Annotated in this window: 27 protein-coding genes, 1 tRNA gene and 1 pseudogene; 15 read left to right on the top strand and 14 right to left on the bottom strand. The window is 71.7% G+C overall.

All coding sequences use genetic code 11. From position 1 onward, the window contains the following. The first annotated feature begins 95 nt into the window (after positions 1-95). The 7 genes from ACFYOJ_RS08915 to ACFYOJ_RS08885 all read left to right on the top strand — a co-directional run bounded on the left by ACFYOJ_RS08915 (position 96) and on the right by ACFYOJ_RS08885 (position 5,386). Positions 96-1,520, top strand: a complete 1,425-nt coding sequence (locus ACFYOJ_RS08915) for a hemolysin family protein (protein WP_388596399.1) — start codon at positions 96-98, stop codon at positions 1,518-1,520. Beyond that, positions 1,517-2,539 (top strand): hemolysin family protein, encoded by a 1,023-nt coding sequence (locus tag ACFYOJ_RS08910; RefSeq protein ID WP_356558642.1) that lies wholly within the window; start codon positions 1,517-1,519, stop codon positions 2,537-2,539. Before ACFYOJ_RS08915 ends, ACFYOJ_RS08910 begins: the two co-directional genes overlap by 4 nt. A gap of 318 nt (positions 2,540-2,857) precedes the next feature. After that, a complete protein-coding gene (locus tag ACFYOJ_RS08905) occupies positions 2,858-3,061 on the top strand; it encodes a cold-shock protein (RefSeq protein WP_003975194.1) in 204 nt (67 codons plus the stop codon). A gap of 203 nt (positions 3,062-3,264) precedes the next feature. Beyond that, entirely contained in the window at positions 3,265-3,690 is a 426-nt protein-coding gene (locus ACFYOJ_RS08900; protein ID WP_356558643.1) for a sortase-dependent protein, read from the top strand. Further along, complete coding sequence (locus tag ACFYOJ_RS08895) at positions 3,687-4,352, top strand: class F sortase (protein ID WP_356558644.1); 666 nt, start codon at positions 3,687-3,689, stop codon at positions 4,350-4,352. The genes ACFYOJ_RS08900 and ACFYOJ_RS08895 overlap by 4 nt, the downstream gene beginning before the upstream one ends. A gap of 55 nt (positions 4,353-4,407) precedes the next feature. Then, the gene (locus tag ACFYOJ_RS08890) at positions 4,408-4,899 is read left to right on the top strand and encodes an RNA polymerase sigma factor (RefSeq protein WP_356558645.1); all 492 of its coding nucleotides are present in this window, start codon (positions 4,408-4,410) and stop codon (positions 4,897-4,899) included. Beyond that, positions 4,883-5,386 (top strand): hypothetical protein, encoded by a 504-nt coding sequence (locus ACFYOJ_RS08885; protein ID WP_356558646.1) that lies wholly within the window; start codon positions 4,883-4,885, stop codon positions 5,384-5,386. Before ACFYOJ_RS08890 ends, ACFYOJ_RS08885 begins: the two co-directional genes overlap by 17 nt. A gap of 34 nt (positions 5,387-5,420) precedes the next feature. Here the strand turns inward: ACFYOJ_RS08885 and ACFYOJ_RS08880 are convergent, their stop codons facing one another. The 8 genes from ACFYOJ_RS08880 to ACFYOJ_RS08845 all read right to left on the bottom strand — a co-directional run bounded on the left by ACFYOJ_RS08880 (position 5,421) and on the right by ACFYOJ_RS08845 (position 12,584). Next, positions 5,421-5,789, bottom strand: a complete 369-nt coding sequence (locus ACFYOJ_RS08880) for an SCO5918 family protein (protein ID WP_356558647.1) — start codon at positions 5,787-5,789, stop codon at positions 5,421-5,423. Between the two features lie 120 nt (positions 5,790-5,909). Then, on the bottom strand, positions 5,910-7,517 hold the full coding sequence (locus tag ACFYOJ_RS08875) for a DEAD/DEAH box helicase (RefSeq protein ID WP_356558648.1): 1,608 nt from the start codon (positions 7,515-7,517) through the stop codon (positions 5,910-5,912). Between the two features lie 272 nt (positions 7,518-7,789). Next, on the bottom strand, positions 7,790-7,993 hold the full coding sequence (locus tag ACFYOJ_RS08870) for a cold-shock protein (protein WP_356558649.1): 204 nt from the start codon (positions 7,991-7,993) through the stop codon (positions 7,790-7,792). A 398-nt stretch (positions 7,994-8,391) separates the two neighbouring features. Continuing rightward, positions 8,392-8,655 (bottom strand): GlsB/YeaQ/YmgE family stress response membrane protein, encoded by a 264-nt coding sequence (locus tag ACFYOJ_RS08865; RefSeq protein ID WP_356558650.1) that lies wholly within the window; start codon positions 8,653-8,655, stop codon positions 8,392-8,394. Between the two features lie 157 nt (positions 8,656-8,812). Continuing rightward, entirely contained in the window at positions 8,813-9,397 is a 585-nt protein-coding gene (locus tag ACFYOJ_RS08860) for a TerD family protein (RefSeq protein WP_356558651.1), read from the bottom strand. A 76-nt stretch (positions 9,398-9,473) separates the two neighbouring features. Beyond that, positions 9,474-10,247, bottom strand: a complete 774-nt coding sequence (locus tag ACFYOJ_RS08855) for a polysaccharide deacetylase family protein (protein WP_356558652.1) — start codon at positions 10,245-10,247, stop codon at positions 9,474-9,476. A gap of 592 nt (positions 10,248-10,839) precedes the next feature. Continuing rightward, positions 10,840-11,781 carry a TerC family protein gene (locus tag ACFYOJ_RS08850; RefSeq protein WP_356558653.1) on the bottom strand — a complete coding sequence of 314 codons (942 nt, stop codon included), beginning with the start codon at positions 11,779-11,781 and terminating at the stop codon, positions 10,840-10,842. A 119-nt stretch (positions 11,782-11,900) separates the two neighbouring features. Then, the gene (locus ACFYOJ_RS08845) at positions 11,901-12,584 is read right to left on the bottom strand and encodes a TetR/AcrR family transcriptional regulator (RefSeq protein WP_356558654.1); all 684 of its coding nucleotides are present in this window, start codon (positions 12,582-12,584) and stop codon (positions 11,901-11,903) included. A 113-nt stretch (positions 12,585-12,697) separates the two neighbouring features. On the opposite strand from ACFYOJ_RS08845, the gene ACFYOJ_RS08840 reads away from it, so the two are divergent. Further along, complete coding sequence (locus ACFYOJ_RS08840; RefSeq protein ID WP_388596393.1) at positions 12,698-13,609, top strand: alpha/beta fold hydrolase; 912 nt, start codon at positions 12,698-12,700, stop codon at positions 13,607-13,609. Between the two features lie 153 nt (positions 13,610-13,762). On the opposite strand, the gene ACFYOJ_RS08835 is transcribed toward ACFYOJ_RS08840, so the two are convergent. Then, entirely contained in the window at positions 13,763-14,311 is a 549-nt protein-coding gene (locus tag ACFYOJ_RS08835) for a DUF4232 domain-containing protein (protein ID WP_356558656.1), read from the bottom strand. 383 nt (positions 14,312-14,694) lie between these two features. On the opposite strand from ACFYOJ_RS08835, the gene ACFYOJ_RS08830 reads away from it, so the two are divergent. The 3 genes from ACFYOJ_RS08830 (at position 14,695) to ACFYOJ_RS08820 (ending at position 17,167) form a co-directional block, all read left to right on the top strand. Continuing rightward, the gene (locus ACFYOJ_RS08830; protein ID WP_356558657.1) at positions 14,695-16,197 is read left to right on the top strand and encodes a multicopper oxidase domain-containing protein; all 1,503 of its coding nucleotides are present in this window, start codon (positions 14,695-14,697) and stop codon (positions 16,195-16,197) included. Between the two features lie 293 nt (positions 16,198-16,490). After that, positions 16,491-16,772, top strand: a complete 282-nt coding sequence (locus tag ACFYOJ_RS08825) for a hypothetical protein (RefSeq protein WP_356558658.1) — start codon at positions 16,491-16,493, stop codon at positions 16,770-16,772. Next, on the top strand, positions 16,769-17,167 hold the full coding sequence (locus ACFYOJ_RS08820; RefSeq protein ID WP_356558659.1) for a PIN domain-containing protein: 399 nt from the start codon (positions 16,769-16,771) through the stop codon (positions 17,165-17,167). Before ACFYOJ_RS08825 ends, ACFYOJ_RS08820 begins: the two co-directional genes overlap by 4 nt. A 152-nt stretch (positions 17,168-17,319) precedes the next feature. Here the strand turns inward: ACFYOJ_RS08820 and ACFYOJ_RS08815 are convergent, their stop codons facing one another. The 3 genes and pseudogenes from ACFYOJ_RS08815 to ACFYOJ_RS08805 all read right to left on the bottom strand — a co-directional run bounded on the left by ACFYOJ_RS08815 (position 17,320) and on the right by ACFYOJ_RS08805 (position 19,338). Further along, positions 17,320-17,649 carry a hypothetical protein gene (locus ACFYOJ_RS08815; RefSeq protein WP_356558660.1) on the bottom strand — a complete coding sequence of 110 codons (330 nt, stop codon included), beginning with the start codon at positions 17,647-17,649 and terminating at the stop codon, positions 17,320-17,322. 346 nt (positions 17,650-17,995) lie between these two features. Further along, positions 17,996-18,241 (bottom strand): annotated as a pseudogene (locus tag ACFYOJ_RS08810) (DUF4365 domain-containing protein); the annotation flags it as partial. A 530-nt stretch (positions 18,242-18,771) separates the two neighbouring features. Beyond that, positions 18,772-19,338, bottom strand: a complete 567-nt coding sequence (locus tag ACFYOJ_RS08805; protein WP_356558661.1) for a Uma2 family endonuclease — start codon at positions 19,336-19,338, stop codon at positions 18,772-18,774. Between the two features lie 108 nt (positions 19,339-19,446). On the opposite strand from ACFYOJ_RS08805, the gene ACFYOJ_RS08800 reads away from it, so the two are divergent. Then, positions 19,447-21,111 carry a hypothetical protein gene (locus ACFYOJ_RS08800; RefSeq protein WP_388596388.1) on the top strand — a complete coding sequence of 555 codons (1,665 nt, stop codon included), beginning with the start codon at positions 19,447-19,449 and terminating at the stop codon, positions 21,109-21,111. 287 nt (positions 21,112-21,398) lie between these two features. On the opposite strand, the gene ACFYOJ_RS08795 is transcribed toward ACFYOJ_RS08800, so the two are convergent. Then, positions 21,399-21,472 (bottom strand) — tRNA-Gly (locus ACFYOJ_RS08795). Positions 21,473-21,803: 331 nt separating this feature from the next. On the opposite strand from ACFYOJ_RS08795, the gene ACFYOJ_RS08790 reads away from it, so the two are divergent. From ACFYOJ_RS08790 to ACFYOJ_RS08780, 3 genes are all read left to right on the top strand, one after another. Next, entirely contained in the window at positions 21,804-21,974 is a 171-nt protein-coding gene (locus ACFYOJ_RS08790) for a hypothetical protein (RefSeq protein WP_356558665.1), read from the top strand. A 94-nt stretch (positions 21,975-22,068) separates the two neighbouring features. After that, positions 22,069-22,644, top strand: coding sequence for a dCTP deaminase (gene dcd, locus ACFYOJ_RS08785; protein ID WP_356558663.1), 576 nt, complete (start codon positions 22,069-22,071; stop codon positions 22,642-22,644). 13 nt (positions 22,645-22,657) lie between these two features. Continuing rightward, a complete protein-coding gene (locus tag ACFYOJ_RS08780; RefSeq protein ID WP_356558664.1) occupies positions 22,658-23,155 on the top strand; it encodes a phosphoribosyltransferase in 498 nt (165 codons plus the stop codon). 70 nt (positions 23,156-23,225) lie between these two features. Here ACFYOJ_RS08780 and ACFYOJ_RS08775 read toward each other — a convergent pair whose 3' ends face one another. Continuing rightward, positions 23,226-24,263 carry a Yip1 family protein gene (locus tag ACFYOJ_RS08775; protein ID WP_356558463.1) on the bottom strand — a complete coding sequence of 346 codons (1,038 nt, stop codon included), beginning with the start codon at positions 24,261-24,263 and terminating at the stop codon, positions 23,226-23,228. Positions 24,264-24,277 lie beyond the last annotated feature (14 nt).

Raw genomic sequence — 24,277 nt, 5'->3', positions numbered from 1 at the left:
GAGTCCCGTTCCGTAATGGAGCCCCCCAGTACCGGCCCTCTCCCGGCCGGCCCGCAGCCCTTCCCGGACGCGCGTGAGGGAAGCGGGGTGGCACGGTGACCGAGGTCCTGCTGCTCCTGCTGGCCCTCCTTCTCACCCTGGCCTGCGCCCTCTTCGTCGCGGCCGAGTTCTCCCTCACCACCGTCGAGCGCGGTGACCTGGAGCGCGCCGCCGAGTCCGGCGAGCGCGGCGCCGACGGCGCGCTGAAGGCCGTCCGCGGCCTGACCCTCCAGCTCTCCGGCGCCCAGCTCGGCATCACCGTGACCTCCCTGGTCATCGGCATGCTGGCCGAGCCCTCGCTCGCCGTGCTGCTGCGCGGCCCGCTGACGGCCCTCGGGCTGGGCGGTGCCGCCTCCACGGTGGCGACCGTGCTCGGCGTGGCCGTCTCCACCGTCGTCCTGATGGTCGTCGGCGAGCTGGTCCCCAAGAACTGGGCGATCTCCCGCCCGCTGGCCGTCGCCAAGGTCGTCGCGGGCCCGCAGCGCGGCTTCACCACCGCCTTCGGCCCCTTCATCCGGCACCTGAACAACACGGCGAACCGTTTCGTCCGCCGCTTCGGCCTGGAACCGGCCGAGGAGCTGGCCTCCGCCCGCAGCCCCGAGGAACTGGTCGCGCTCGCCCGGCACTCGGCCGCCGAGGGCGCCCTGGAGGCCGACTCGGCCGAGCTGTTCGTCCGCACCCTGCACCTGAGCGAGCTGACCGCGGAGAACGTCATGACCCCGCGCGTGGACGTCAAGGCCCTGGAGGCCCGCGCCACCGCCGCCGACGCCGCGAACCTCAGCCACGCCACAGGCCTGTCCCGCTTCCCGGTCTACCGGGACAGCCTGGACGAGGTCGTCGGCACCGTGCACATCCGCGACGTGCTGGCCCTGGAGCCGCAGCACCGGGCGGCCACCCCCGTCACCGAGCTGGCCACCGCGCCGCTCCTGGTGCCGGACAGCCTGCCCGCCGACCGCCTCCTGGAGCGCCTGCGCGCCACCCGCACCATGGCCGTCGTCATCGACGAGTACGGCGGTACGGCGGGCGTGGCGACCGTCGAGGACATCGTGGAGGAGGTCGTCGGCGAGGTGCGCGACGAGCACGACCCCGTCGAGACCCCCGACCTGCTGCCCGCCCCCGCCGCGGCGGACGGCCGCGCGGCCTGGGAGGCCGACGGCTCGCTCCGCCTGGACCACCTGGAGCGGATAGGCCTGACCGCGCCGGACGGCCCCTACGAGACCCTGGCCGGCCTGGTCGCCACCCGCCTGGCACGCATTCCCGCCGTGGGCGACACCGTCGACCTGGACGGCTGGCGCCTGGACGTCCTCGACGTCGGCCACCACCGCGCCGACCGGCTGCGCCTCACCGCCCCCGCGCGGGACGGCGCGGCACCGGACGGCGCGGCACCGGACGACGGAGCACGGGACGGCGCGGCACGGGCCGCGCAGGAGTCCGCGGCCGCCGACCGGACGGCGCGGCGCGAGCCGGAGGTGGCCCGGTGATCGCCGTCCAGCTCCTCATCGGCGCCCTGACGCTGCTGACCAACGCGTTCTTCGTCGGCGCCGAGTTCGCCCTGATCTCCGTGCGCCGCAGCCAGATCGAGCCGCGCGCCGAGGCCGGCGACAAGCGGGCCCGGATGACCCTGTGGGGCCTGGAGCACCTGTCGGCCATGATGGCGACGGCCCAGCTCGGCATCACCGTCTCCTCCCTGGTGCTCGGCGCGGTCGCGGAACCGGCCATCGCGCACCTGATGGAGCCGGTCTTCGAGGCCGTGCACATGCCGCACGCGCTGGTCCACCCCGTCGCCTTCGCCATCGCCCTGGCCTTCGCGACCTACCTGCACATGCTGATCGGCGAGATGATCCCGAAGAACATCGCGCTGGCCGCCCCGGCGACCACCGCGCTGTTCCTCGGCCCGCCGCTGGTCGCCCTCACCCGGGCCCTGAAGCCGGTCGTCTTCGGCATCAACGCCTTCGCCAACACGCTGCTCAGGCTGCTGCGGGTGGAGCCGAAGGACGAGGTCGAGGCCGTCTTCACCGACGACCAGCTCGCCCGCATGGTCGTCGACGCCAGCGAGGCCGGACTGCTCACCCCGGCCGACGGCGAACGCCTGCGCGACGCGCTGGAGCTGGGCACCCGCCCGGTCGGCGAGATCCTGGTCCCGGTCCCGAAGATGCGCACGGTCCCGCACACCGTCACCCCGGCCCAGCTGGAGAGGGTGGCCGCCGAGGCCGGCTACTCCCGCTTCCCGGTCACCGGACCCGGCGGCACCGTGCTCGGCTACCTGCACATCAAGGACACCCTGGGCGTCGCCGACCGCGACCGCCCCTTCCCCCGCGGCGCCCTGCACCGGGTCACCCGGGTCCGCATCGACACCCCCCTCGACGACACCCTCACCGCGCTGCGCGCCGAGGACAGCCACCTGGCCGCGGTCACCGGCGCGACGGGCACGGTCCTGGGCTTCGTGACGATGGAGGACGTCCTGACGGAACTGGTGGGACCGGCGCCGGTGGCGTCGTGACCTGACGGCGGCGGACGACGAAGAGGGCGACGGCGGTGTCACGCCGTCGCCCTCGCGTCATCAGCCGGGAAACGGCCCATATCTGCATTCGCCGCGACAGGTATACGCAGGGCGCCCGGGAAAGAAATGTGTATTCCGTTGCCCGCGGTGATTTTCGCGGCGATTTCCCCCCGCGCCGCCGGTGCAATTCGTGCTAGAGTCGATATCAGTTGCAGTTGTGGTTGCCCTTTGCGTTACCGGTTTTTCCGGGCAGGTGATCATCGCAGCGATGGGAAGGCCCACACGGTGTGGGCCTCCAGCACTGCCTAGGAGTAAAAAATGGCTTCCGGTACCGTGAAGTGGTTCAACGCCGAAAAGGGCTTCGGTTTCATCGCGCAGGACGGCGGCGGCGCCGACGTCTTCGCCCACTACTCGAACATCGCCACCCAGGGCTTCCGCGAGCTCCAGGAAGGCCAGCGGGTGAACTTCGACGTCACGCAGGGCCAGAAGGGCCCGCAGGCGGAGAACATCGTTCCCGCGTAACACGCGCGTACCGCATGAGGGCCCGCACCGTGAGGTGCGGGCCCTCATACGTATGCCCGGACACCGGCGACTTTGCCCTCTCTTTACAACCCGCCGGGCCGCCGCCTCGTCTCTCCGCTCGATCCGCACCCCACGCGACACGCGTCCCCGCCCGCCGGACGGCGGACGGGAGAGCGGACCGACCGACGAAAGAGAGCGACCCGATGCGCAGGACCCTCCTCAGCGCCCTGGCACTCGCGTGCACCGCCGTACTGGCGAGCGCCGTCCCCGCGTTCGCGGACGACCCGACCGCGGTGCCCAGCACCCCGGCGGCGGTTCCCAGCTCCCCGTCCGCCGCCCCGACCGCGGTTCCCAGCTCCCCGGCCGACGGCACCCCGAGCCCCGGCACCGTGCCGGGCGAGCAGCCCCGGCCGGTGCCGTCCGTCAGCTCCCCGGCCGCCGCACCGGCCGCACCGCCGGAGGGCGGCCAGGTCTCCACCGTCCCCGTGGGCGCGCCCGACACCGGGGTCACCGCGCAGCGGTCCTCCGGAACCGACGGCACCCTCGTCGGCGCGGGCGCCGCCACGGTGCTCGGCGCGGGCGGCGCGGTCGCCCTCGTCGTACGCCGCCGCCGGGCGACCGGGGCGTGACCCCGCTCTCCAGGCGCGCCCTCACCGCCCTCACGGCCTCCCTCGCGCTGACCGCGCTGCTCACCGGCTGCGCCGGCGGCCGGGGAGCCGGGAGCGCCGCGCCCGTACCGCCGGCATCCTCCGCACCGCCCGCCTCCTCCGCGCGCACGACGGCGCCCGAGCCCCACGCCGGGCCCGCGCGTCCCCTCGCGCGCTCGGTCCCGGCCGGTCTGCGCATCCCGGCGATCGGCGTCGACACGCCTGTCATGAGCCTCGGGCTGGAACCGGACGGCACGGTGCAGGTGCCGCCCGTCACGGACGACGACCGAGCGGGCTGGTACCGGCACTCGCCGACGCCGGGCCAGGTCGGGCCGTCCGTCGTCCTCGGCCACGTCACGGTCGGCCCGCACGGGGACGGCGTCTTCCGCCACCTCGCGCGGCTGCGCCGCGGCGACCGGATCGAGGCGCGCCTGGAGAACGGCACGGTCGCGGTGTTCACCGTGACGTCCGTACGGACGGTGGAGAGGAAACGGTTTCCCACCGAGGACGTCTACGGGGACGTGGACCGTCCGGAGCTGCGGCTCATCACGTGCGGCGGCCCGCACGACGGGGACGGCTACCGGGACAACGTCATCGCCTTCGCCGAGCTGACCGGCACGGCCACGGCACCCCCGCCGGCATGACCGGCGCCCCCCGCCCCGGCCGGTCCCCGGCCCACGACGACGACGATGGAGAGCGTTGAAACGGTCCCGTGACAGGGCGGCGTCCGAACTGTTCGCCGCCCTCTACCCGCGCCTGGCCGGCTGGTGCCGCCGGCTCGTCGACGACGACGGGACGGCCCACGAGATCGCCTCGGAGGCGTTCACCCGGCTCTGGGCCCGCTGGACGTCCGTCGAGGAGCCGCGCGGTTTCCTCTACGTCACCGCCGCCAACCTGGTCCGGGACCACTGGCGCAGACTGGAGCGCGAACGCCGGACCGTGCGCCGGGTGACCGCGGAGGCCGCCGTGCGCCCGCACACCGAGCAGACCGACCCCTCGGTGCGCCTGCTCGTGCAGTCCCTGCCGGAGCGACTGCGGGTGCCGATCCTCCTCCACTACTACGCCGACATGCCGATCCGGGAGGTGTCCGTGCTGACCGGGCGCAGGGAAGGAACCGTCAAGGCCGATCTCCACGCGGCCCGCGAACTGCTCCGCGCCCATCTGAGGAGAAGCCTTGACCACACGCTTTGACGACGACCCGGACGGCCCGGAGCCGGCGTACGACGATCCGCACGACCCGCTCCTGGTGGTGCTGCGTCCGGGCGCCGACCACCTGGGCCCGCCCCCCGGCCGTTACGAGGCGATCCGCCGGGCCGCCTCCCGGCGCCGTCTGCTGCGGACCGCCGCCGGAGCCGCCGCCGTCTGCGCGGCCGCGGCGGTGCTGTTCACGCTGCCGGTCCCGTGGACGGCCGCCGACCGGCCCGCAGGCCCGGCCGCTCCGCCGGCCCCGCGCCCGGCCGTACCGTCGCCGTCGGTCCCCGGCCCGGTGCCCACCCCGTCCGTCTCCGTGCCCGGGGAACCGGTCCCCGCCACGCCCGCCCCCGCGGCGACCTCCGCGGGCCAGGGAGCGGCGCCCACAGAGGCCGGTCCGTCGGCGGCGGTCTCGTTCCCGCCCGGGACGGCGGCCGGGGATGCACCGTCGGCCCGCCCCGGCACGCCGGACACGCCCGCGCGTTGACGCGGGCGTGACCGGCCGCCGGCCGACGGTCGCGTCAGCCGCCGAGCGGAGCCGGTCCGTCGAGGGACGCGGTGCCGTCGAGCGGAGCCGTTGCGGCGTGCGGTGCGGTGCCGCCCAGCAGGGCCGACGCGGTCGCCACTGGGGTGGCGGCGGGCGCGGGCTCGGCCGCCGGGTCGGGGTGGCAGGTGAAGCCCAGCCGGGCCATGGCCCGGGTGACCTCACCGCCGGAGAAATCGCGGCGGTCCTGCCGGGTGATGACCGCGCCCACCTGCTTGACGGGGTAGCGGCGACGGCCGATGGTCACGGACTCGCCCGTGATGGGCTCGGGAGTGATGCCCTTCATCGAGCTGAGCACTCCGTCCTTGGTCAGGTCGAACGGGTACCGGGCGATGACGCAGCGCATGATGCCTCACAGGGGGACGGGAGTCGGGCGGACTTGCCTTTCGTGAGGACCGTACGGCCTGAAGGCGGCCGCACGGTCCCGGCGGGACGGTCCGGACCCGGCGGGTCCGGACCGGACGGTCTAGGCCGCCGAGTCGCCGGAGGACTGCCGGCGCGGCCTGCGGCGCGGCGCCTCACCGGCGGCCCTGCTCCGGTCCGAACCGCCGCCCTGCACGGACCGGGCCTGCCCGGAGCGGCCCTGCCCCGTACGGCCCTGGCCGGAGCCGCCCTGCGCGCCGCCGCGGCCCCGGCGGCCGCGGGAGGAGGAACCGCCGGAGGAGGCGGCACGGCGGGGGCGTTCCACGGCGGGCGCGGTGATGACGACGGGGACGCCGCTCGGGGCCTGCGCGCCGGTGATGCGGGACAGTTCGGCCTCGCCCGAGCGGACCGGCGTGATCTGCGGGGTGATGCCGGCCGACGCCATCAGCCGGCTGATCTCGCGCCGCTGACCGGGGGTGACCAGGGTGACGACGCTGCCGGACTCGCCGGCCCGGGCGGTGCGGCCGCCGCGGTGCAGGTAGTCCTTGTGGTCGGTCGGCGGGTCCACGTTGACGACCAGGTCCAGGTTGTCGACGTGGATGCCGCGGGCCGCGACGTTGGTGGCCACCAGCGCGGTCACGTGCCCGTCCTTGAACTGGGCGAGGGTCCGCGTGCGCTGCGGCTGCGACTTGCCGCCGTGCAGCCCGGCCGCGCGGACGCCGCTGTTCAGCAGGTGCTTCACCAGCTTGTCCACGGCGTGCTTGGTGTCCAGGAACATGATCACGCGGCCGTCCCGCGCCGCGATCTCGGTGGTGGTGCGGTGCTTGTCCGTGTCGAGGACGTGCAGGACGTGGTGCTCCATCGTGGTGACGGCGCCGGCCGACGGGTCGACGGAGTGGACCACGGGGTCCGACAGGTAGCGCTTCACCAGCCGGTCGACGTTGCGGTCGAGGGTGGCGGAGAAGAGCAGCCGCTGCCCGTCCGGGCGCACCTGGTCGAGCAGGGCGGTGACCTGGGGCATGAAGCCCATGTCGGTCATCTGGTCGGCCTCGTCCAGGACCGTGATCTCGACGTCGTCGAGCCTGCAGTCGCCGCGGTCGATGAGGTCCTTGAGGCGACCGGGGGTCGCGACGAGGACCTCGGCGCCGCCGCGCAGCGCACTGGCCTGCCTGCCGATGGACATGCCGCCGACGACGGTGGCCGACCGCAGTCCGACGGCGCGGGCGTACGGGGCGAGTGCGTCGGTGACCTGCTGGGCCAGCTCACGGGTGGGGACGAGGACGAGGGCGAGCGGCTGCCGGGGCTCGGCGCGCCGGCCCGCCGTACGGGCCAGCAGGGCGAGGCCGAAGGCGAGCGTCTTGCCCGAGCCGGTGCGGCCGCGGCCGAGCACGTCACGGCCGGCCAGGGAGTTCGGCAGGGTCGCCGCCTGGATCGGGAAGGGCGCGGTCACGCCCTCGCGGCCGAGCGCGGCCAGCAGCGCCGGCGGCATGTCCAGGTCGGCGAACGCCTCCACGGCGGGCAGCGCCGGCGTGATGGTCTTCGGCAGGGCGAACTCGCCCTGCGGCGCGGCCGGACGGCGGCCGGCCCCCTGGGAGCGGCGCGGGCCGCCGGACCGGCCGGCGCCGTCGGCGTACCGGCCACCGCCGCCTGCGGAGCCCTGGGCTCCGCCACGGGTGCGGGAGAAACGGCTGTTCGTGCGTGTGCGGTTCATGGGGAACCTTCCTTGATACGGCGCGTATCAAGGGAGACCCGCAGCAAAGGAGCGGCGCAGGGAATCGCAAGAACGAGCCGGACTCGGTCGGTGCCGGCGCGAAGGGCCGTGCGGACCGAGAGAATCGGGTGGAACGAGAGGAAAGAGAGTGGTGCGGAATCGGGGGAACAGGGAGAGCCGGAGCTCTGGCGTTCACGTCCCGAAACGCGCGAGCTGGGGCCCGCACCCTTGAGGTGCGGGCCCCAGCTGCGAAGTGTGCGTGCGCTTGCGCGTCAGGCGGGAACGATGTTCTCGGCCGTCGGGCCCTTCTGGCCCTGCGCGACGTCGAACGAAACCTTCTGGCCTTCCAGCAGCTCACGGAAGCCCTGGGTGGCGATGTTCGAGTAGTGGGCGAAGACGTCGGGGCCGCCGCCGTCCTGCTCGATGAAGCCGAAACCCTTTTCGGAGTTGAACCACTTCACGGTACCGGTAGCCATATTGAATCTCCTTCGGAACGGTGCTCGGAGCCCGCCCTGTGCGAACTCCGGTCGCCGCGATGATCACCCCGTCGGAAAAACCTTCAGGCAACCACTACTGCAACTTCCGTCGACACTAGCACGCCAGGATCGGCCGGGTCCGTGGAATAATCCGGACCCGGCCGGCGGCACCGGGAATATTCACGGCGCGCGATAATCAATTCTCCTCCGGCGGGCACAGGTATCGCTTTGCCGCCGTCACAGCATTCGCCGCGGGTGTCGCCTCCCGCACCGCTGTGACCTCCGCCGACGGCTCTGCGGACGTACCGGTGACCGTGCCGGTCCCGGCGGCACCGGTGATGCCGCCGGGGGGTGTGCCGAGACAAGGAGCACACCGGCCGGCTCCGGGGTGACGCCCGTCAGCGGCGGGCCTTGGCCCGGTCGAGGGCGACGACACCGAGCGCCGCGAGGACGATCTGGATGAGCCACTCGACCCAGTCGACCCCCTTGGTGTCGGCCACGCCGAACGCCGCCGCGAGCGCCGATCCGATGAGCGCGGCCACGATGCCGACCACGATGGTCCACAGGACGCCGATGCGCTGGCGCCCGGGGACGACGAGCCGGCCCAGGACGCCGATGACGATGCCGATCACGACGGCGCTGATGATGCCTGAGATCTCCATGTCTGCCCCTCGCGTGTGCTTATCTCGCCCGTACGGATGCCCGTTCGATGCGAGTGCACTCCGCCTGGGGCCGACTTCGCGGCGGAGACGCGTGGGCCTGGCGCACGGAGAGGGACCGGAGGCCGTGCCGTCGCTTCCGCCCTCTCCCGCTCCGTGCCTACTTGCTGACGGCGAAGCGCATCAGGGCGTGCTCGTCACCCTGCTTGATCTTCCCCGTCTCGTTGATCACCTGCAGCTTCCAGGAGCCGCCGACCCGCACGGCCTTGGCCACGGCGCAGCCGTTGTCCTGGCTGAGCAGGCTGGGCCAGATGTCGGCGACCTGCTGGGAGCTGCCGCCGGTCGCGTCGTAGACCTTGAAGCTGACGTTGCGGGCCTTCTGGAAGGAGCTGCCCTTCTTGTAGGCGGCGGCGATGAACACGATCGACGTGATCGCGGACGGGAGCCGCGCGAACTCGACGGTCACCGTCTCGTCGTCCCCGTCGCCGTGCCCCGTCTGGTTGTCGCCGCTGTGGAGCAGCGAGCCGTTGCCCATCGGGTCGAGCGAGTCGATCCCGGCGAGGCGCACCGGGTCCCCGCCCTGCATGGCGATGGCGATCAGGTCCAGGTCGGTGCCGGTCTTGCGGCGCAGCTTGCCCATCACTCCGCCGCTGCTTCCGGCGGTCGGGTCCCAGGAGACGCCGATGGACAGATGAGTCACTCCGTCCAGGTCGGCCGGGCCGTCTTCCTTGGTGAGCGTGATCATGAGCGAGTCCTCCTCCTCGACGGGAACTACACCGCAGAGTCTGCCTGGCCCGCGGCGGTCCCGGGAGCACGGGGGGTCAGCGTACGGGGAAGCCGAAGACGTGGCCCCGCTGTGCGAGGGAGGGCAGGACGCGGCGCAGGGCCTCGACGGTCTGGGAGCGGTCGCCGCCCGCGTCGTGGAAGAGGAGCGTCGGTCCGCCCGGCAGTTCCCGCTCGACGGTGGCGACGATGGCGTCGGTGCCCGGCCGCTCGAAGTCCTTGGTGTCCACGTTCCAGCCCAGCGGGCGCATGCCGTGGGAGGCGGCGACCTTGCGGCTGTGGGGGGTGAAGGCGCCGCCCGGTGCCCGGTAGTACATCGGCCGTACGCCTCCGGACGCCTCGGTGATCATGCGTTCGGCGTCGAGGATCTCCTTCGTCTGGTAGGCCTCGGGCTTCTTGTCCATCGCGGTGTCGTGCGACACCGAGTGGTCGCACAGCCGGTGCCCGGCGGCGACGATCCTCTTCACGAGGGCCGGCTGGGCCTGTGCCTGCGTCCCCGTGATGCAGAACGTGGCCTTCACCCCGTACTCGTCGAGCACGTCGAGGACCTGGGGCGTCCAGGTGGGGTCGGGGCCGTCGTCGATGGTGATGTTGACGCCGCGCGGTCCCGCGTCCGAGGCGTGCGCGATGGTCACCCCGACCTTTCCGGCGCCGCCGCCCGGTGCCGTCGGCGCGGCCGCCTCCGCCGCCGGGCCGGCCACGGAACCGGCCTGCGCCGTCCACACCGAGGCGCCGACGGCGAGCATCGTCACCCCGAGGGCCGCCCCGGCCACCTTGCCGTACCAGCCCCGCCCGCCACCGTGCCGTGCCATGTCCGCCCCCGCTTCCGCGTAGTCCCTCGTCGTCCTCCGGCCGCCTTGCGACCATCTGGCAGGACGAGGAACGGCGGCGCGGGGATCCGTCCGTTACCGAGTGCGGACGATTCTGCAGGACTTCGTGGACAAGGCGGCGGCGAAGGGACCGCCGGCGCGGTGACCTCCTCCGGCCCCGGACCGGCCCCGCGCATCTCCCCGGCCTACGCGGAACTCCAGGTTCCCCGGGGCGGCGCGAGGCTGACGGACCGGGCGCGCGGGTGGCGGCCGGCGCCGGTCTCAGTGGTGACCGTGCAGCTCACGGACGGTCCGGGTGCTGCTCTCCGGGTGCCGCTCCTCCGGCGCGTACTCCGGGCAGCCCGGGTTGTGGCAGTGGCCCGGCCTCCGCTGGGGGACGAATACTCCCATCGTCTTGTGCCGCGTGAGCTCCGCGGACACCGGCTGGTGACAGGCCGGGCACACGTACCCGGCCTGTGGCGTGTCTGCATGCTCTTTTCTGCCCATATGAGCTATGTTACGTTCTTTTGCCTGTATATGGGTGAAATTTGACCGTGGGGGAGAAGGGCGGCGGCGCACCGGAGACAGGTGCGGGTCAGCTCCCGCTCGGCGGGTGCCGCATGCTCAGTACGACCGACACGGTCAGGATCACGGCGATGACCGCCAGGCTGAGGGGCGAGGGGATCTCCGGGATGCTGCTGCTGAACAGCTTGTGGGACGCCTGGAGGATCAGCTTCACGCCGATGAAGGAGAGGATCAGCGCGAGCCCCTTGCTGAGGTAGTGGAACCGGTCCAGCAGCCCCGCGAGCAGGAAGTACAGCGCCCGCAGGCCGAGGATGGCGAACGCGTTGCTGGTGTAGACGATGAAGGCGTCGTCGCTGACCGCGAGGACGGCGGGCACGCTGTCCACGGCGAAGACCAGGTCGGCCGCCTCGATCGCGGCGACGACGGCGAGCAGCGGGGTGGCGACCCGCTTGCCGGCCTCCTTCACGAAGAACTTCATCCCGGCGTACTCGTCCCGCACGGGCATCACCTTGCGCAGCAGCCGCACGGCGAAGCTCTTCCCCGGGTCGAAGCTCTCCTCCTCGCCCTTGAGGATCTTGTAGGTGCTGTAGAAGAGGATGGCCGCGAAGACGAACAGCACCGCGGTGAACCGGCTGACCACGGCCACGCCGGCGGCCAGGAAGAGGCCCCGGAACACCAGCGCGCCCATGACGCCGAAGAACAGCACGCGGTGCTGATAGGCGCGCGGCACCTTGAAGTAGGCGAAGATCAGCGCGAAGACGAACAGGTTGTCGACCGACAGGCTCTTCTCCAGCAGCCACGCGGTGGTGTACTCCACGCCCGGTGTCGTGCCCAGGACCAGGAAGACGACCGCGCCGAAGACGAGGGCGAGGCCGACCCACACCGCGCTCCAGGCGGCGGCCTCCTTGAACCCGATGACATGCGCCTTCCGGTGCGCCAGCAGGTCCACGGCGAGCGACACGACCACGGTGACGGCGAACGCCGCCCACAGCCAGAACGGAACATCGAGCACGGGAGACCCCTCACGCGGGCGGGGCGGATGTCTGCCTCTGTGACGATTCTGACCCGGTCGTCCCGCCTTGTCGCCCGCACCCGTACGGCGGTCCGCCGTACCGCGCGCCGGGTTCCGCGTCAGCCGTCCGCGTCGTCCGCGCGGGTCACGACGGTCGCGTCGTCCGCCGCGTTGGCCGCATCGTCCGCGTCGTCCGCGTCGTCCGTGCGGAAGACGCGGTCGAGCTGGTGGGCCAGGACCGCGGCGGCGGACTCGGGGCTGCGCTGGCCGACGAGGATGCTCGTGCCGAGCCCCGCGGACATCGCGAGCAGCCCGGCCGCCGCCGACCGCGGGTCCACGCCGGGCCGCAGCAGTTCCGCGTCCTGCGCCTGCCGGAGGATGCCGGTCAGGGCGCCCTCGGCGGCGTCGGGGTCCTTGACGAAGGGCTGGGCCGCGAGCGTCCGGTCGGTCACGGCCAGCACGGCGTACGAGGTGTAGAGGTGGTGGAAGACGCGGCTCTCCTCGTCGGTCGGCAGCGCCGTCATCAGCAGCGCCTCGACCATCGCGCGCGGCCCCGGCCCGTCCCCGGCGGCCCGGAGGCGGGCGGCGAGCCGCTCCCCGAACCTCCCGGTCAGGTGCTCCAGCCCGAAGAGCAGCAGCTTCTCCTTGGTCTCGAAGTAGTACTGCACCAGCCGCAGTGACACACCCGCCTCGGCCGCCACGTCGCGCATCCCCACGGCGTGCAGCCCCCGTCGCCCGGCGACCCGGACGAGCGCCTCCGCGATCTCCGTGCGCCGTTCCGCATGGTCCACACGCCTGGGCACCGGCCGCTCCTCCGCTCGTCGTCCGCCGGGTCTCCCCGGAGGCTTTGATGGTACAGCCGTACCACCGTCATGATACGTTCGTACCACGAAACCGAGACCTTTCGGAGGTGGCCGTGTCCGAGACCACTGCCCGCACCCCGGCCGACGTCGGCCGCTATGTGAGCGACGCCTGGCGCGACCGCTACTTCGCCGCCTGCGACGCCGTCTACGCGCTGGGCGCACCGGCCGCCGCGGAACAGGACGTGGAGACCGCGTTCGGCACCACCCACGTGTACCGCTACGAGCCCGCCGACCCCGCGGCCCGCTCCCGCACCCCGGTCGTCCTGGTGCACGGAGCCGGCTCCTGTTCCGCCATGTGGTACCCGAACACCCCCGCCCTCAGCGCCGACCGTCCCGTCTACGCCGTCGACACCCCGGGCGACCCCGGACGCAGCGTCCAGCGCGAACCGATCCACCAGCCCGAACGGGCCGCGCGGTGGCTGGACGAGACACTCGCCGGGCTGGGCCTCGAACGCGTCCACCTCGTCGGCACCTCCTACGGAGGCTGGCTCGCCCTGAACCTGGCGCACCGCAGACCCGAACGCCTCGCCTCGGTCACCCTGCTCGACCCGGGCGGCCTGGAGAAGGTGGGGCTGCGCTTCTTCGTCTGGATCTTCGCCGGTTTCTTCGCGACGTTCGCACCCAGGGCGCTGCGCCCGCGCCTGGCCGCCTGGCTGGAACAGCCGGTCCTGGTCATGCCCGAACTGCGCGCGATGATCAGGACGGGCGTCCGCGCCTACCGCATCCGCCGTCCGGCACCGCTCCCCCTGTCCGAGGCGGAACTGTCCACCATCCGCACCCCCCTCTATCTGGTGCTCGGCAAGCGCAGCCTCCTGCTGCACCCCGAGCGGCAGAGGGAGCGCGTCCCGCGCCTGATACCGGGCGCCCGTGCCGAGATCATCACCGGGACCGGGCACGGGCCCCAGATCGACCACGCGGAGGAGATGAACCGCAGGATGCTGGAGTTCATGGCCTCCGTCGACTGACGACCGCCGCGCCGTGCACGCGCACGCGCACGCGCACGCGAACGCGAACGCGAACGCGCCGAGGCTCCCACGGGGAGAGCCTCGGCGTCACGGCGTACACGGCGCGCACGGAGGGCCCGGAGGCCGGCGGCGCCCGGCGGGGCGCCGGGGCGGTCACCAGGAGAGGGCGTCCGCCGCGTTGTCCTGCCAGTAGGTGACGGTGGCGGCGCTGTTGAAGAAGACGCCGCCGTTCGGCAGCCTCAGGGACTTCTCCTTGCCGGTCGCGTTGCCCTTCCGGTCGGCGAGGACCACGCCCAGCGACTTCGCGTCGCCGCCGCCCTCGCCGTCGGGGGAGTACGTCAGGACGCCCGCGTAGGCGGACTGACCGGGCTTGAGCGTCACCACGGCCTGCGGCATGGTCTCCCGGGCCCACGGCAGCGGGGCCTGGGCGTCGGCGCCGGCCCGCAGGTAGGGGGCGCCGTAGGCGTGGCAGGGCCTGGTGCCGGTGTTGGTGGCCTTGACCAGCAGGTGGTTGACCGGACGCGACACCTCGGAGACCGTCAGCCTCAGGTTCGCGGTGGTGCAGGTGACGGCCGAGGGGGCCTTCTTCGGGGCGGCCGAGGCGGTCTGCCCGGCGGCCTGGACGCCGACGAGGGCGAGGGCGGCGGCGACGACCATGGAGGAGGCGGCCGAGCGGGAGACGAAGCGGCGGGCGATACGCATGGCGGGTCTGCTTTCTCCGAGTGGCAGAAGGTGCTTCTGCGGCGGTGGACTGTGTCGGCCGGTCCTGCCCCGGCTCTGTCGCCGGGGTGTGGGCAGGCGCTGGAGGGCCGCTCACGGGGACCGGGTCGGGCGTGGCCGACCACCGTGTCCGGTGAGGCGCCGCCCTGGAACGACCCCAGCCTGTGCCACGTTCCGTCCCATCCGCCATTCCCTCGGCAATCGCGGGACGCTGGGATGCGCGAACCGCCACTGACCTGGGGAAACGCGGCCTTTCTGGGACGCCGTACAGGGTTGTCCCTGACGGTCGCCTCAGGGGGAATCGAGGGCCGGGTCGGGGACCGCCCCCGATGCCTGGATGCGTGGCCGGCGAAGAGCCTTGGGGCATGTCCCGGATGAAGCGCGTACTCGTCGTTCTCGGTACGGCCGTGACCGTCCTGTCCCTCCTCGTGGGCGGAGCGTTCCTCTGGCTGTGGACCGGCGCCGACGTGAACACCGTCGGCAAGGAGCCCTTCGACAACGAACTGGCGATACCGCCCCTCGCCGAGTCCCGCGTCGACAAGGACGGCACACGCGTGTTCGACCTGCGGATGCAGTCGGGGCAGAAGGAGTTCAGGGACGGACGGAAGACCGGCACCTGGGGCTTCAACGGCGACCACCTGGGGCCCACCCTCCGCGCCGAGCGCGGCGAGAAGGTGCGCGTACGGGTCCGCAACGGCCTCGGTGAACCGTCCACCGTGCACTGGCACGGCATGCACCTGCCCGCGAAGATGGACGGCGGCCCGCACCAGATGGTGGCCGCGGGCGCCACCTGGACCCCGCACTGGACGATCGACCAGCCGGCGGCCACTCTCTGGTACCACCCGCACCCCCACGGGGCGACGGAGAAACACGTCCAGCGCGGTCTGGCCGGCATGTTCATCCTCGACGACGCCGCGTCCGAGCGGCTGGCGCTGCCCAAGCGCTACGGGGTCGACGACCTGCCCCTGATCGTGCAGGACGTCACGTTCGACGGCGACGACTTCGACCACGGCCACGGCATGATGCGGAGCGTCGGCTTCCTCGGTGAGCGGACCATGGTCAACGGCACGCTCAGCCCCTACCGCGAGGTCGGCGACGAACGCGTCCGCCTGCGTCTGCTGAACGCCTCGACGGCCCGTACCTACCACTTCGGCTTCTCCGACGACCGCTCCTTCGACCTCGTCGCCACGGACGGCGGCCTGCTGGAACGGCCGGCCCCGCTGGAGCGCGTCCAGCTGTCACCCGGCGAGCGCGCGGAGATCGTCGTGACCATGCGGCCCGGCGAGCGCACCGTGCTGCGCAGCTACCCCCAGGACAACTACGGGGACGCCTGGCAGCAGAGGTTCAGCGGCGGCGACGACACCCTCGACGTACTGCAGCTGCGCGCCGCCGACCGGCTGCGCCCGTCCGCCGCCCCACCCGCCGAACTCGCCCCCCTGGAAGTGCCGGACGGCGACGACGCGGTACGAGGCCGCCACTTCGAACTCGAGCTCTCCGGGATCAACGGCCGCGCCATGGCCATGGACCGGGTGGACGCGACCGTCACCCGCGGCACGACCGAGCTCTGGACCGTGCGCAACTCCAACGGCATGCCGCACAACTTCCACGTCCACGACGTGCAGTTCCGCGTGCTGGAAGTGAACGGCGGGACACCGCCGGCCACGCTGCGCGGCCCCAAGGACACGGTGTTCCTGCCGAACGGCACGACGATGAAACTGGCGATGCGCTTCGACGGCCCGGCCGACCCGGACACGCCGTACATGTTCCACTGCCATCTGCTCTACCACGAGGACCAGGGAATGATGGGCCAGTTCGTGGTCGTCGAGAAGGGCCAACGAGCAGGCCGGCCCAGTGGGCACTCGCACTGACCGGCACCCTCCGCCCCAGCCTCCCCGACCCCGATCCGCCCGAAGACCCCACCGCCCACGAACCGGACGGGACCACAAGCAAGCCCCAGGTCACTGACCTGGGGCTTCTTCACAGCCATACTTCAAGGTGGCCGCGTGGGTCGGGTGGCGCCGCTGTCGGCCGTGGTTTCCCGCCCTTACGGGCACGCGGAGGGCACGGACTTCCGGAAAGGACCGAAGCCGGCGCCATCGGGGGGCAACTCCGCACGGTCCGCACCATGCGCAGATCAGCCGTTGAGGTGGCGTCGCTGCGTGTGGCTGATGACGACGTTGACTTCCCACCCGGCGACGGCCCCACCAGTGGTATCTCCGTCACCCTGACCGCCGGAACCCTTCGGGCGATCCGTGAGCGGGTCGGCAAGCGAGGCGTCTCGGCCTACCTGGAGAAGGCGGCCCAGCGCCAGATCGAGCGCGACAATCTGGACGAGCTGATCGCGGACTTCGACAAGGTGCACGGTCCGGCCGATCCCGAGGCCGTGGCGGCCAAGCGCGCCCGGCTGACCGGAGGCGCCACGAACGCCGGAGCGGTCGCGTGAGCGGTGTCCTGGTTCTGGACAGCGAGGGCCTGGCGAAGGCCGTACACCGGGACCGGGAAATCCACGAGTGGCTGACGGCGGCTCGCGACGCGGACCTGCCCGTGATCACCTCGGCGGCCGTGTTGGTCGAGGTGATCCACCCGAAGGTCGACGACGCCGCACTGAAGTGGACCCTGTCCCGCCTGAGCGTCGAGCCGGTGACTCAAGCCGTCGCGCAATCCGCTGCCGCCTTGCTGCGGGCAGCGGGGCTGCACGGCCACAAGTACGCCGTCGACGCCATGCTGTGCGCGACCGCCTTGCAGCATCCCGGCCGGGTGACGATTCTGACTTCGGACGTGGAAGACATCGGGCTGCTCACCGCCGAGCATCCGCGCCTGAGTGCCGAGAAGGTCTGAGCCGCGACGCCTTGTAGAAGTGATGCTCGCCGTGCGGACTCGGCTCTGGCTCAGCGGTCTCCTGCCCAGCCGGCAGGCCGGCTGGGGGGCATTTTCTCGACCTGCTCGGATCGGGCTGAACGAGAGCGTGGTCGGCAGCGGGCAGGGGCGTGTTACGCCCGAGCAGCGGAGTCCCCACTGTTCCGCACCCTCTGGAAGGGCATGGACTCGGGCTCCGGCACGCGCCAGACGATGCGGACCTGCTCGTCGAGAGGAAGCGAGGGGCCACCGACGTAGACGCAGTGGATGAAGTGGAGAACGGCCGGCCTGAATGCCTCCGGCCGGATGCCGGCCGCCTTCGTCACCGTGGCCCGGCTCAGCTTGCTCACTTCGCGCACGACGCTTGAATCGGCTTCGAGCGGACCGAGCTCGCTGAGGATCTCCGGAGCGGGTCCGGCTTCCTCGCGCATCGCCTGGATCGGCCGTCTCAGCAGGTCGGGCACCCCTCGCACTCGGTGGGTTCGTCGGCCTCCTGACTGGAGACGAAGCACGAGACCACCCACATGATCTCGGCACGGTCCAGCTCCAGTTCCTCGGCGGTTGACAAGTCGGGGTCGCCCCAGTGACTACCGGAACCGCTGCCATCTCCGTCTCCACCTCCCGGCGGCGCCACCTCGGAGCACAGCAGGGGCTCCGGACATCTCGCTCAGGTGGGTCAGAACCGCCTGACGGCCCCGGTAGCGTCCGACGTAGCGGCGGACTTGGGCGACGAAGAACGGCACAGTGCAGTCGTCTGGTGTCCGGGTCGTACACCACGCAGGAGACAGGAACGTTTCCGTCCGTCCAGGTGTCACCGTGCTGGTCGTCAGGCACCGCGTAGCCGTTGCCCCGGCGCCAGCTGCTCCCGCCCTTGACCTGGATCTTGATCGTGTCGCTCGTGAGATGACCGTCGTCGGTGAAGGTGACGTAGAAGTCTTCCCCGAAGTCATTCTGCCCGGATATCTCTTGAACGATGTGGTCGTGCTCTTCGAGCAGGGTGCGCGACGCATTCACGGCAGCTTGCCCCACACGCCGCCCCTTCGAGACCTCCGGCATGCCGCCCCCTCCGGAAGGAATCCTCGTCGGTCCCGCGGGTGAGGGGCCGGTGTCTGTGCCTGGATCAGCCTGCCCCATACGTCTGACACCGGGGCCAGAAGAGAGAGGGCGTAGGGCACCTGCTGAGCGGCCTGGCATGGCGTGGTCGGGAAACGACTGAAGGCCCAGGTCATTGACCTGGGCCTTCAGTATGGAGCGGGTGACGAGAATCGAACTCGCGCTCCCAGCTTGGGAAGCGACGGCGCTCGGGCGGTCGACCTCGCGCTGACCTGCGGGTAAGCGCTCAACAATGATGGTGTGCGTCTTCGGTACGTGCTCCTGTTGACCGTAGCTGTCCGCTCTGAAGGGCACGCGGTGGGCACGGCACGGTGAAGCCTCCGGCCGGAGGTGCGGCGGTGTCCGCGTGGGGTCCACGCCTCCGGCCTCTGCTCGCCCGAGGGAGCCACGGTTGCTTTCGCACATGACCCGCAGGAGCCTGCCGGGCACACCGCTGCAGGCTGAGCAGCCCTTCTGCCTGCCCTGCGAACGGTTCAGATCTGGCCGAGGTCGATCTCCGCTGCGAAGGGGGCGGTGATCTTCAGGACGCCGGCGAACACGTCCCCTTCGCGGTACGTCCTCGTCGCGGGATCGAGCAGGTACGTATACACCAGCGGTGTGCCCGTCACGGCCTGCTCGATCCGCCAGTAGAAGCCGATCCCGGCCTTGGCGTACTGGTCCACCTTCACGATCCGGTCGGTGGTCTCCGAGCCCGGCGACACCACCTCGGCCACCAGCAGTACGTGCTCCGGACGGGTGGGCGTGATGTCGATCGTGTCCGCACGGTAGACGATGACGTCGGGGCGGCGATTGGTCAGCGGGACGTCCTGAAGCCGGACGTCGAAGTCCGTGTCGGCGTTCCAGTCGGGGCCGGCTGCGGCGTCCAGGGCGTTCGCCAGGAGTCGGGCCAGCCGATTGTGCCGCTTGGAGGCGCTGGGGCTCACAACGACCATTCCGTCCACGATCTCGATGCCGGCGCACTGCTCCTCGGACCACGCCTCGTACTCCTCGGCCGTGATCTGCTGGTGCATCCACGCCGGGGCCACCATCTCGGCAGTCATGACACGCCTCCTGGACACTGTGCGGCGGGCCCGATCCCGCTGCACTCAGCGTACTGACTCCCACGCGCCGGGGTGGCTCGGAGACCTCGGTCGCCTCGACGCTCTCCCTTGCCGAGACTGATCGAGTCGGCCATGGACGTCCGCCGTCTCGGGCACGACATACCCCTTCCGCGCATCCTCCTGGAAGCGTCGATCCACCACTACCTCTCCGCCGACCAGTACGACTTGGTGGCGGACGGTGACATCGAGCACGCGCTCGCGGAACTCAGCGAGCCGAGGCGTGGAACTCGGGGCCCTCTCACGCCCGTCACCTTCCGTGAGCCGGGCGGGCCTCGTGTCCTCACCGACGACATCCGACTCGCGGACTACCTGGATCAGCACGGCAGGAAGGAAAGGCGCACCAAGGCACCGCCGGCGGGGCTGTGGGACGCGCTGGCGGACCACGCCGCGCGGGATTCCCTCATCGCGTTGGCCGAGGCGGCCAGGGACAGGGGGCACCTGAGGATCGCCCTGCGTCTGCTCGCGGCAGGGGTGGAAGCGGGGGTGCCGGGTGCTGCCGTGGCAGCGGCTCGGCTCTTGGAGGAAGAGGGGAAACCGGACGAGGCACTGCTGTGGTGCCTGCCTCTCGCGGAAGCCGGAAACGTCGAGGCCATGGACCGGGTGGCCGGGCTCATGGAGGCGGCCCGGCCGGACGTCGCGGTGGCCTGGCACAGGAAAGCCGCCGAAGCGGGAGGAAGTCACGGCTGGCTCTGCGCCGGCATGCTTCTGCGCAGGGCCGGAGAGCTCCTGGAGGCAGAGGACTGCCTCAGACGCGCGGCCGATGCCGGCGTGCACGGCGGACGTGGAGAGCTGGCTCACCTGCTGCAGCAGGCGGGGCGGACGGAGGAAGCACTCGTCCACCTTCGGCAAGAGGCCGAGGCAAGTGGTGGGTACGCGGTGGTGGAGACGGCCGCCGTGATGCGGGAGCGCGGTGACAGTGGCCTCACCGTCCTGGCGTGGCTGCTGCCCCGTGCGGCGGAGGAAGGCAGAACGGACAGTGGCGGTGTCCCTTGGGCAGAGCACGCGTTGTTCCGGCACCTGGCCATGGACGCCCTCCTTCGAAGCCGATTGCGGAGCCTTGTCGATGAGGAGGGCCAGGACGACGCGGTGCGGCGCGAGTTGACCGCACTGCTGGATTCCGCGGAGGAACTCGCCAAGGGTGGCCTTCGGGAGAAGGACGCGGACACGCCAGAGGCGCTCAGGCAGCAGGGCCGCCTGGCGGAAGCACTCGTGCTGTACCGGAAAGAGGCCGACGCCGGTCGACGGGACGCGGTGGCGCATGTCGCCGCCCTGCACGAGCAGCTGGGGAGACCCTCGGAGGCCCTCGCCTGGTACCGGCGTGCGGCGGAAGGAGGTGATCCGGAGGTCTTCCCGCAGATCGCTCGCCTGATGACGGAAGCCGAGGGGCCGGACGAGACCTTCGACTGGCTGAAGTCGTGCGCGGACCGTCACGGCGAGAAGGACTACCCGGACCAGCGGTCCGCCGTGGCCGAGCTGCTCCGCATCGCGGGTCGCACGGACGAGGCGCTCGTCTGGCTCCGCCGCGCCTCGCGGACCGGTGGCCCGTACGCCTGGCGTCAGTACGCCGAACTGCTGGAGGCGGCCGGCCGCATGGAGGAGGCTCAGTACATGCGGCGGTACGGCTGGGAGCCCTGCGGTGAGATCTCGAAACCGTGGAGTGCGGCCCCGCCGGCAGTTCAGCGGATGGGCCACGTCCGAACAGCCGGAGACTGATGCGGAGCATGCCGGCACTGGGTCACCATTACCGCGCAGCCAACAGAAACTCCGTCGGACGACGTGTCAGGCCCGTGCGACAGACTCCTGCTCATGACCACACGGTCCGACATGGCTCTCGGGGTCCACCTCACAAGGACCCTCTCTGGCTCCGTCGTGGGAACTGTCGATGCGGCGTGGGCCGGGCGGTCTCGAACACCGGCGGGAGCCGGCCGTCAGATGCAACCCTGCGAGGGCGGCACTACACACACCGCAAAGGCCCAGGTCTCGGACCTGGGCCTTCGTTGTGGAGCGGGTGACGAGAATCGAACTCGCGCTCTCAGCTTGGGAAGCTGATGTTCTACCATTAAACTACACCCGCGCAAGACGCCGACGGAGTCGGTGCCTGGACGCTCGCTCACTCTACCTCATCGCAGGCCCCCGGTGTTCACATCGTGGGGCCTGACGGCGCTTCAGGGGAAGGGCGGACAAGGCTGCGGAGAGGTGGCGTCGGGGCGTACGGTGGGGGCCGCCCGGAGGGTGCCTCGGAGGGGTTTCCGGAGACGCCCGGAGGGTGCTCGGGGGTGCTCGGGGGAACGTCCGGGAGGGCGTCCCCGAGGGCGGAGTGCCGTCTGGAGGGTCGTCTCTTTGATCCCGTAATGTGGCTTTCGTCGTCAGGGCAGAAAGCCAGACGCGGCTCTTGGGGAAGGGACTTGAAGGACTTGATGGAGCGCACCGTCGTCCGCTGTGCCGATGGGCACGTGTTCACCGCCGCCTCGTTCCCGATGCAGCAGGCCGAGCGACTCGGCCCCGGCCGGCTCGTCCGATGTCCGCGGTGCGCGCGGCTGCGGAGTGCCGTGCCGGTGACCCTGCAGAAGCGGTAGCGGGCGGCCTTCGGGCGCGGAGCCACAGGCAGGACCGGGCGCGCGGCGCGGCGGCGGTTGTCGCCGCTCCGCGCGCCTTGCGTATCCTCGGTGCGTGCTTCTCTCTGACAAGGACATCCGGGCCGAGATCGAATCCGGGCGGGTGCGCATCGATCCCTTCGACGACTCCATGGTGCAGCCGTCGAGCATCGACGTGCGCCTCGACCGCTACTTCCGGGTGTTCGAGAATCACCGGTACCCGCACATCGACCCCTCCGTCGAGCAGGCGGATCTGACCCGGCTCGTGGAGCCGGAGGGGGACGAACCGTTCATCCTGCACCCCGGCGAGTTCGTGCTGGCCAGCACGTACGAGGTGGTCTCGCTGCCCGACGACCTGGCCTCGCGGCTGGAGGGCAAGAGCTCGCTCGGCCGGCTCGGTCTGGTCACGCACTCCACCGCCGGTTTCATCGACCCCGGCTTCTCGGGGCACGTGACGCTCGAGCTCAGCAATCTCGCGACCCTGCCGATCAAGCTGTGGCCGGGGATGAAGATCGGGCAGCTGTGCATGTTCCGGCTCTCGTCGCCGGCCGAGCATCCGTACGGGAGCGAGCGGTACGGGTCGCGGTACCAGGGGCAGCGGGGGCCGACCGCCTCCCGGTCCTTCATCAACTTCCATCGGACCCAGGTATGAGCAGGACGCGCGCATGAGTGATGTACGGGAGAACCTGACCTACGAGCAGTTCGGCGTCGCCGTCCGCGAGCTCGCACAGGCCGTCGCCGACGACGGGTACGAACCCGACATCGTGCTGAGCATCGCCCGCGGCGGGGTCTTCGTGGCGGGCGGGCTGGCGTACGCGCTGGACTGCAAGAACATCCACCTGGTGAACGTCGAGTTCTACACCGGCGTCGGGACCACGCTCGAGATGCCGGTCATGCTCGCGCCGGTGCCGAACGTCATCGACTTCTCCGACAAGAAGGTGCTCATCACCGACGACGTCGCCGACACCGGCAAGACGCTGAAGCTGGTGCGCGACTTCTGCCTGGACACGGTCGCCGAGGTCCGCAGCGCGGTGATCTACGAGAAGTCCCACTCGCTCGTCAAGTGCGAGTACGTGTGGAAGCGGACCGACGACTGGATCAACTTCCCGTGGAGCGTCCAGGAGCCCGTCGTGAAGCGCGACGGGCAGGTGCTCGACGCCTGAGCGGCGCGCGGAACGCGGTGAGGGCCCCCGGCGGGAATGCCGGGGGCCCTCACCGCGTGCGGTGGGTGTGTCAGAAGGTGCCGAGCTTCACGATCGACAGCAGGGCGATCAGCTGGATCGCGGACGCGCCGAGCGCCTTCGGCCAGGGCAGGTCGTGGGAGCGGGAGACCATCAGGGTGAACAGGGCGCCCGCCGCGACCCAGGTGGCCCAGCCCAGGATCTGCACGAAGGGGGCGTCGCCGCCGGCGAACATGGCGACGATCAGACGGGGGGCGTCCGTGAGCGACATGATCAGCATGGACAGGCCGACCGTGGGCTGCCAGGCGCCGTCGCCGCCGAGCTGACGGGCCAGGGTGTGGGTGACCACGCCCAGCACGAAGGCGCTCAGCACCATGGCGACGGCCGTGGTCAGCACGATCGGGACGGCGTTCGAGAGGGTCGCGTTGATCGCTTCCTGGCGGGCGCCGTCGAAGCCGAAGACCGCCAGCAGGCCGTAGAGGAAGGTGACGACGAGGGCGGGGCCCCACATCGTGTAGTCCCGCATCTGGAGGAAGGTCCGGTCGGGGGCGGTGACGATGCCCTTCAGCAGGGCCTTCCAATGCAGGCGGGGGCCGACCGGGCCGGGGGGCGGGGCCGCCGAGCCGGCGCGGTAGGTCTCGCCCTGGGTGTAGGGGTCCTCGCCGATCGCGAACGCCTGGGTGTGGCCCGGATTGTCGGCCGCGTACGGGTCGTACGGGGCCTGGGCGCCGTGGGGGTGGTGCGGGTGGCCGCCGTCGCCGAAGTACTCCGGTTCGCCGTGCCCGCCCGGTTCGCCGTGCCCGCCGTTCGGCTGCGGCCACCGGCCGCCGGCGGGGCCGCCGTGCCCGTACTGCTGCTGCGGGTAAGGGGGCTGCGGGTACGGCTGCCGAGGCGCCGCGGGAGTGCCGTACGGCGGTCCCTGCGGCGCCTGCTGTCCGTACGGAGGGTGTTGCGGTCGCGCGTGAGGAGCGCCGTTGTCCCGGCCGCGTCCGATCCTGAATCCAGCCACGCCTTCGAACGTACCTGGTCCCGGAGAACGGTGTGCGGGGCCCTGGCTCTCGAAGGGCCCTTTGCGGCCGAGCTGTGACATCCCCTACGGGTGCC

This window comes from Streptomyces sp. NPDC006384 (genome assembly GCF_042870695.1).
GTDB lineage: Bacteria > Actinomycetota > Actinomycetes > Streptomycetales > Streptomycetaceae > Streptomyces.
The sequence above is the reverse complement of the archived record's forward strand: the minus strand, read 5'-3'. Positions and strand labels throughout refer to the sequence as shown.

Bases quoted from the DNA above. Each gene is read 5' to 3' on its own strand.
- ACFYOJ_RS08905 (WP_003975194.1), top strand. From the start codon at position 2,858: ATGGCTTCCGGTACCGTGAAGTGGTTCAACGCCGAAAAGGGCTTCGGT.
- ACFYOJ_RS08900 (WP_356558643.1), top strand. From the start codon at position 3,265: ATGCGCAGGACCCTCCTCAGCGCCCTGGCACTCGCGTGCACCGCCGTA.
- ACFYOJ_RS08880 (WP_356558647.1), bottom strand. From the start codon at position 5,789: ATGCGCTGCGTCATCGCCCGGTACCCGTTCGACCTGACCAAGGACGGA.
- ACFYOJ_RS08875 (WP_356558648.1), bottom strand. From the start codon at position 7,517: ATGAACCGCACACGCACGAACAGCCGTTTCTCCCGCACCCGTGGCGGA.
- ACFYOJ_RS08870 (WP_356558649.1), bottom strand. From the start codon at position 7,993: ATGGCTACCGGTACCGTGAAGTGGTTCAACTCCGAAAAGGGTTTCGGC.
- ACFYOJ_RS08865 (WP_356558650.1), bottom strand. From the start codon at position 8,655: ATGGAGATCTCAGGCATCATCAGCGCCGTCGTGATCGGCATCGTCATC.
- ACFYOJ_RS08860 (WP_356558651.1), bottom strand. From the start codon at position 9,397: ATGATCACGCTCACCAAGGAAGACGGCCCGGCCGACCTGGACGGAGTG.
- ACFYOJ_RS08855 (WP_356558652.1), bottom strand. From the start codon at position 10,247: ATGGCACGGCACGGTGGCGGGCGGGGCTGGTACGGCAAGGTGGCCGGG.
- ACFYOJ_RS08835 (WP_356558656.1), bottom strand. From the start codon at position 14,311: ATGCGTATCGCCCGCCGCTTCGTCTCCCGCTCGGCCGCCTCCTCCATG.
- ACFYOJ_RS08830 (WP_356558657.1), top strand. From the start codon at position 14,695: ATGTCCCGGATGAAGCGCGTACTCGTCGTTCTCGGTACGGCCGTGACC.
- ACFYOJ_RS08805 (WP_356558661.1), bottom strand. From the start codon at position 19,338: ATGACTGCCGAGATGGTGGCCCCGGCGTGGATGCACCAGCAGATCACG.
- ACFYOJ_RS08780 (WP_356558664.1), top strand. From the start codon at position 22,658: ATGAGTGATGTACGGGAGAACCTGACCTACGAGCAGTTCGGCGTCGCC.
- ACFYOJ_RS08775 (WP_356558463.1), bottom strand. From the start codon at position 24,263: ATGTCACAGCTCGGCCGCAAAGGGCCCTTCGAGAGCCAGGGCCCCGCA.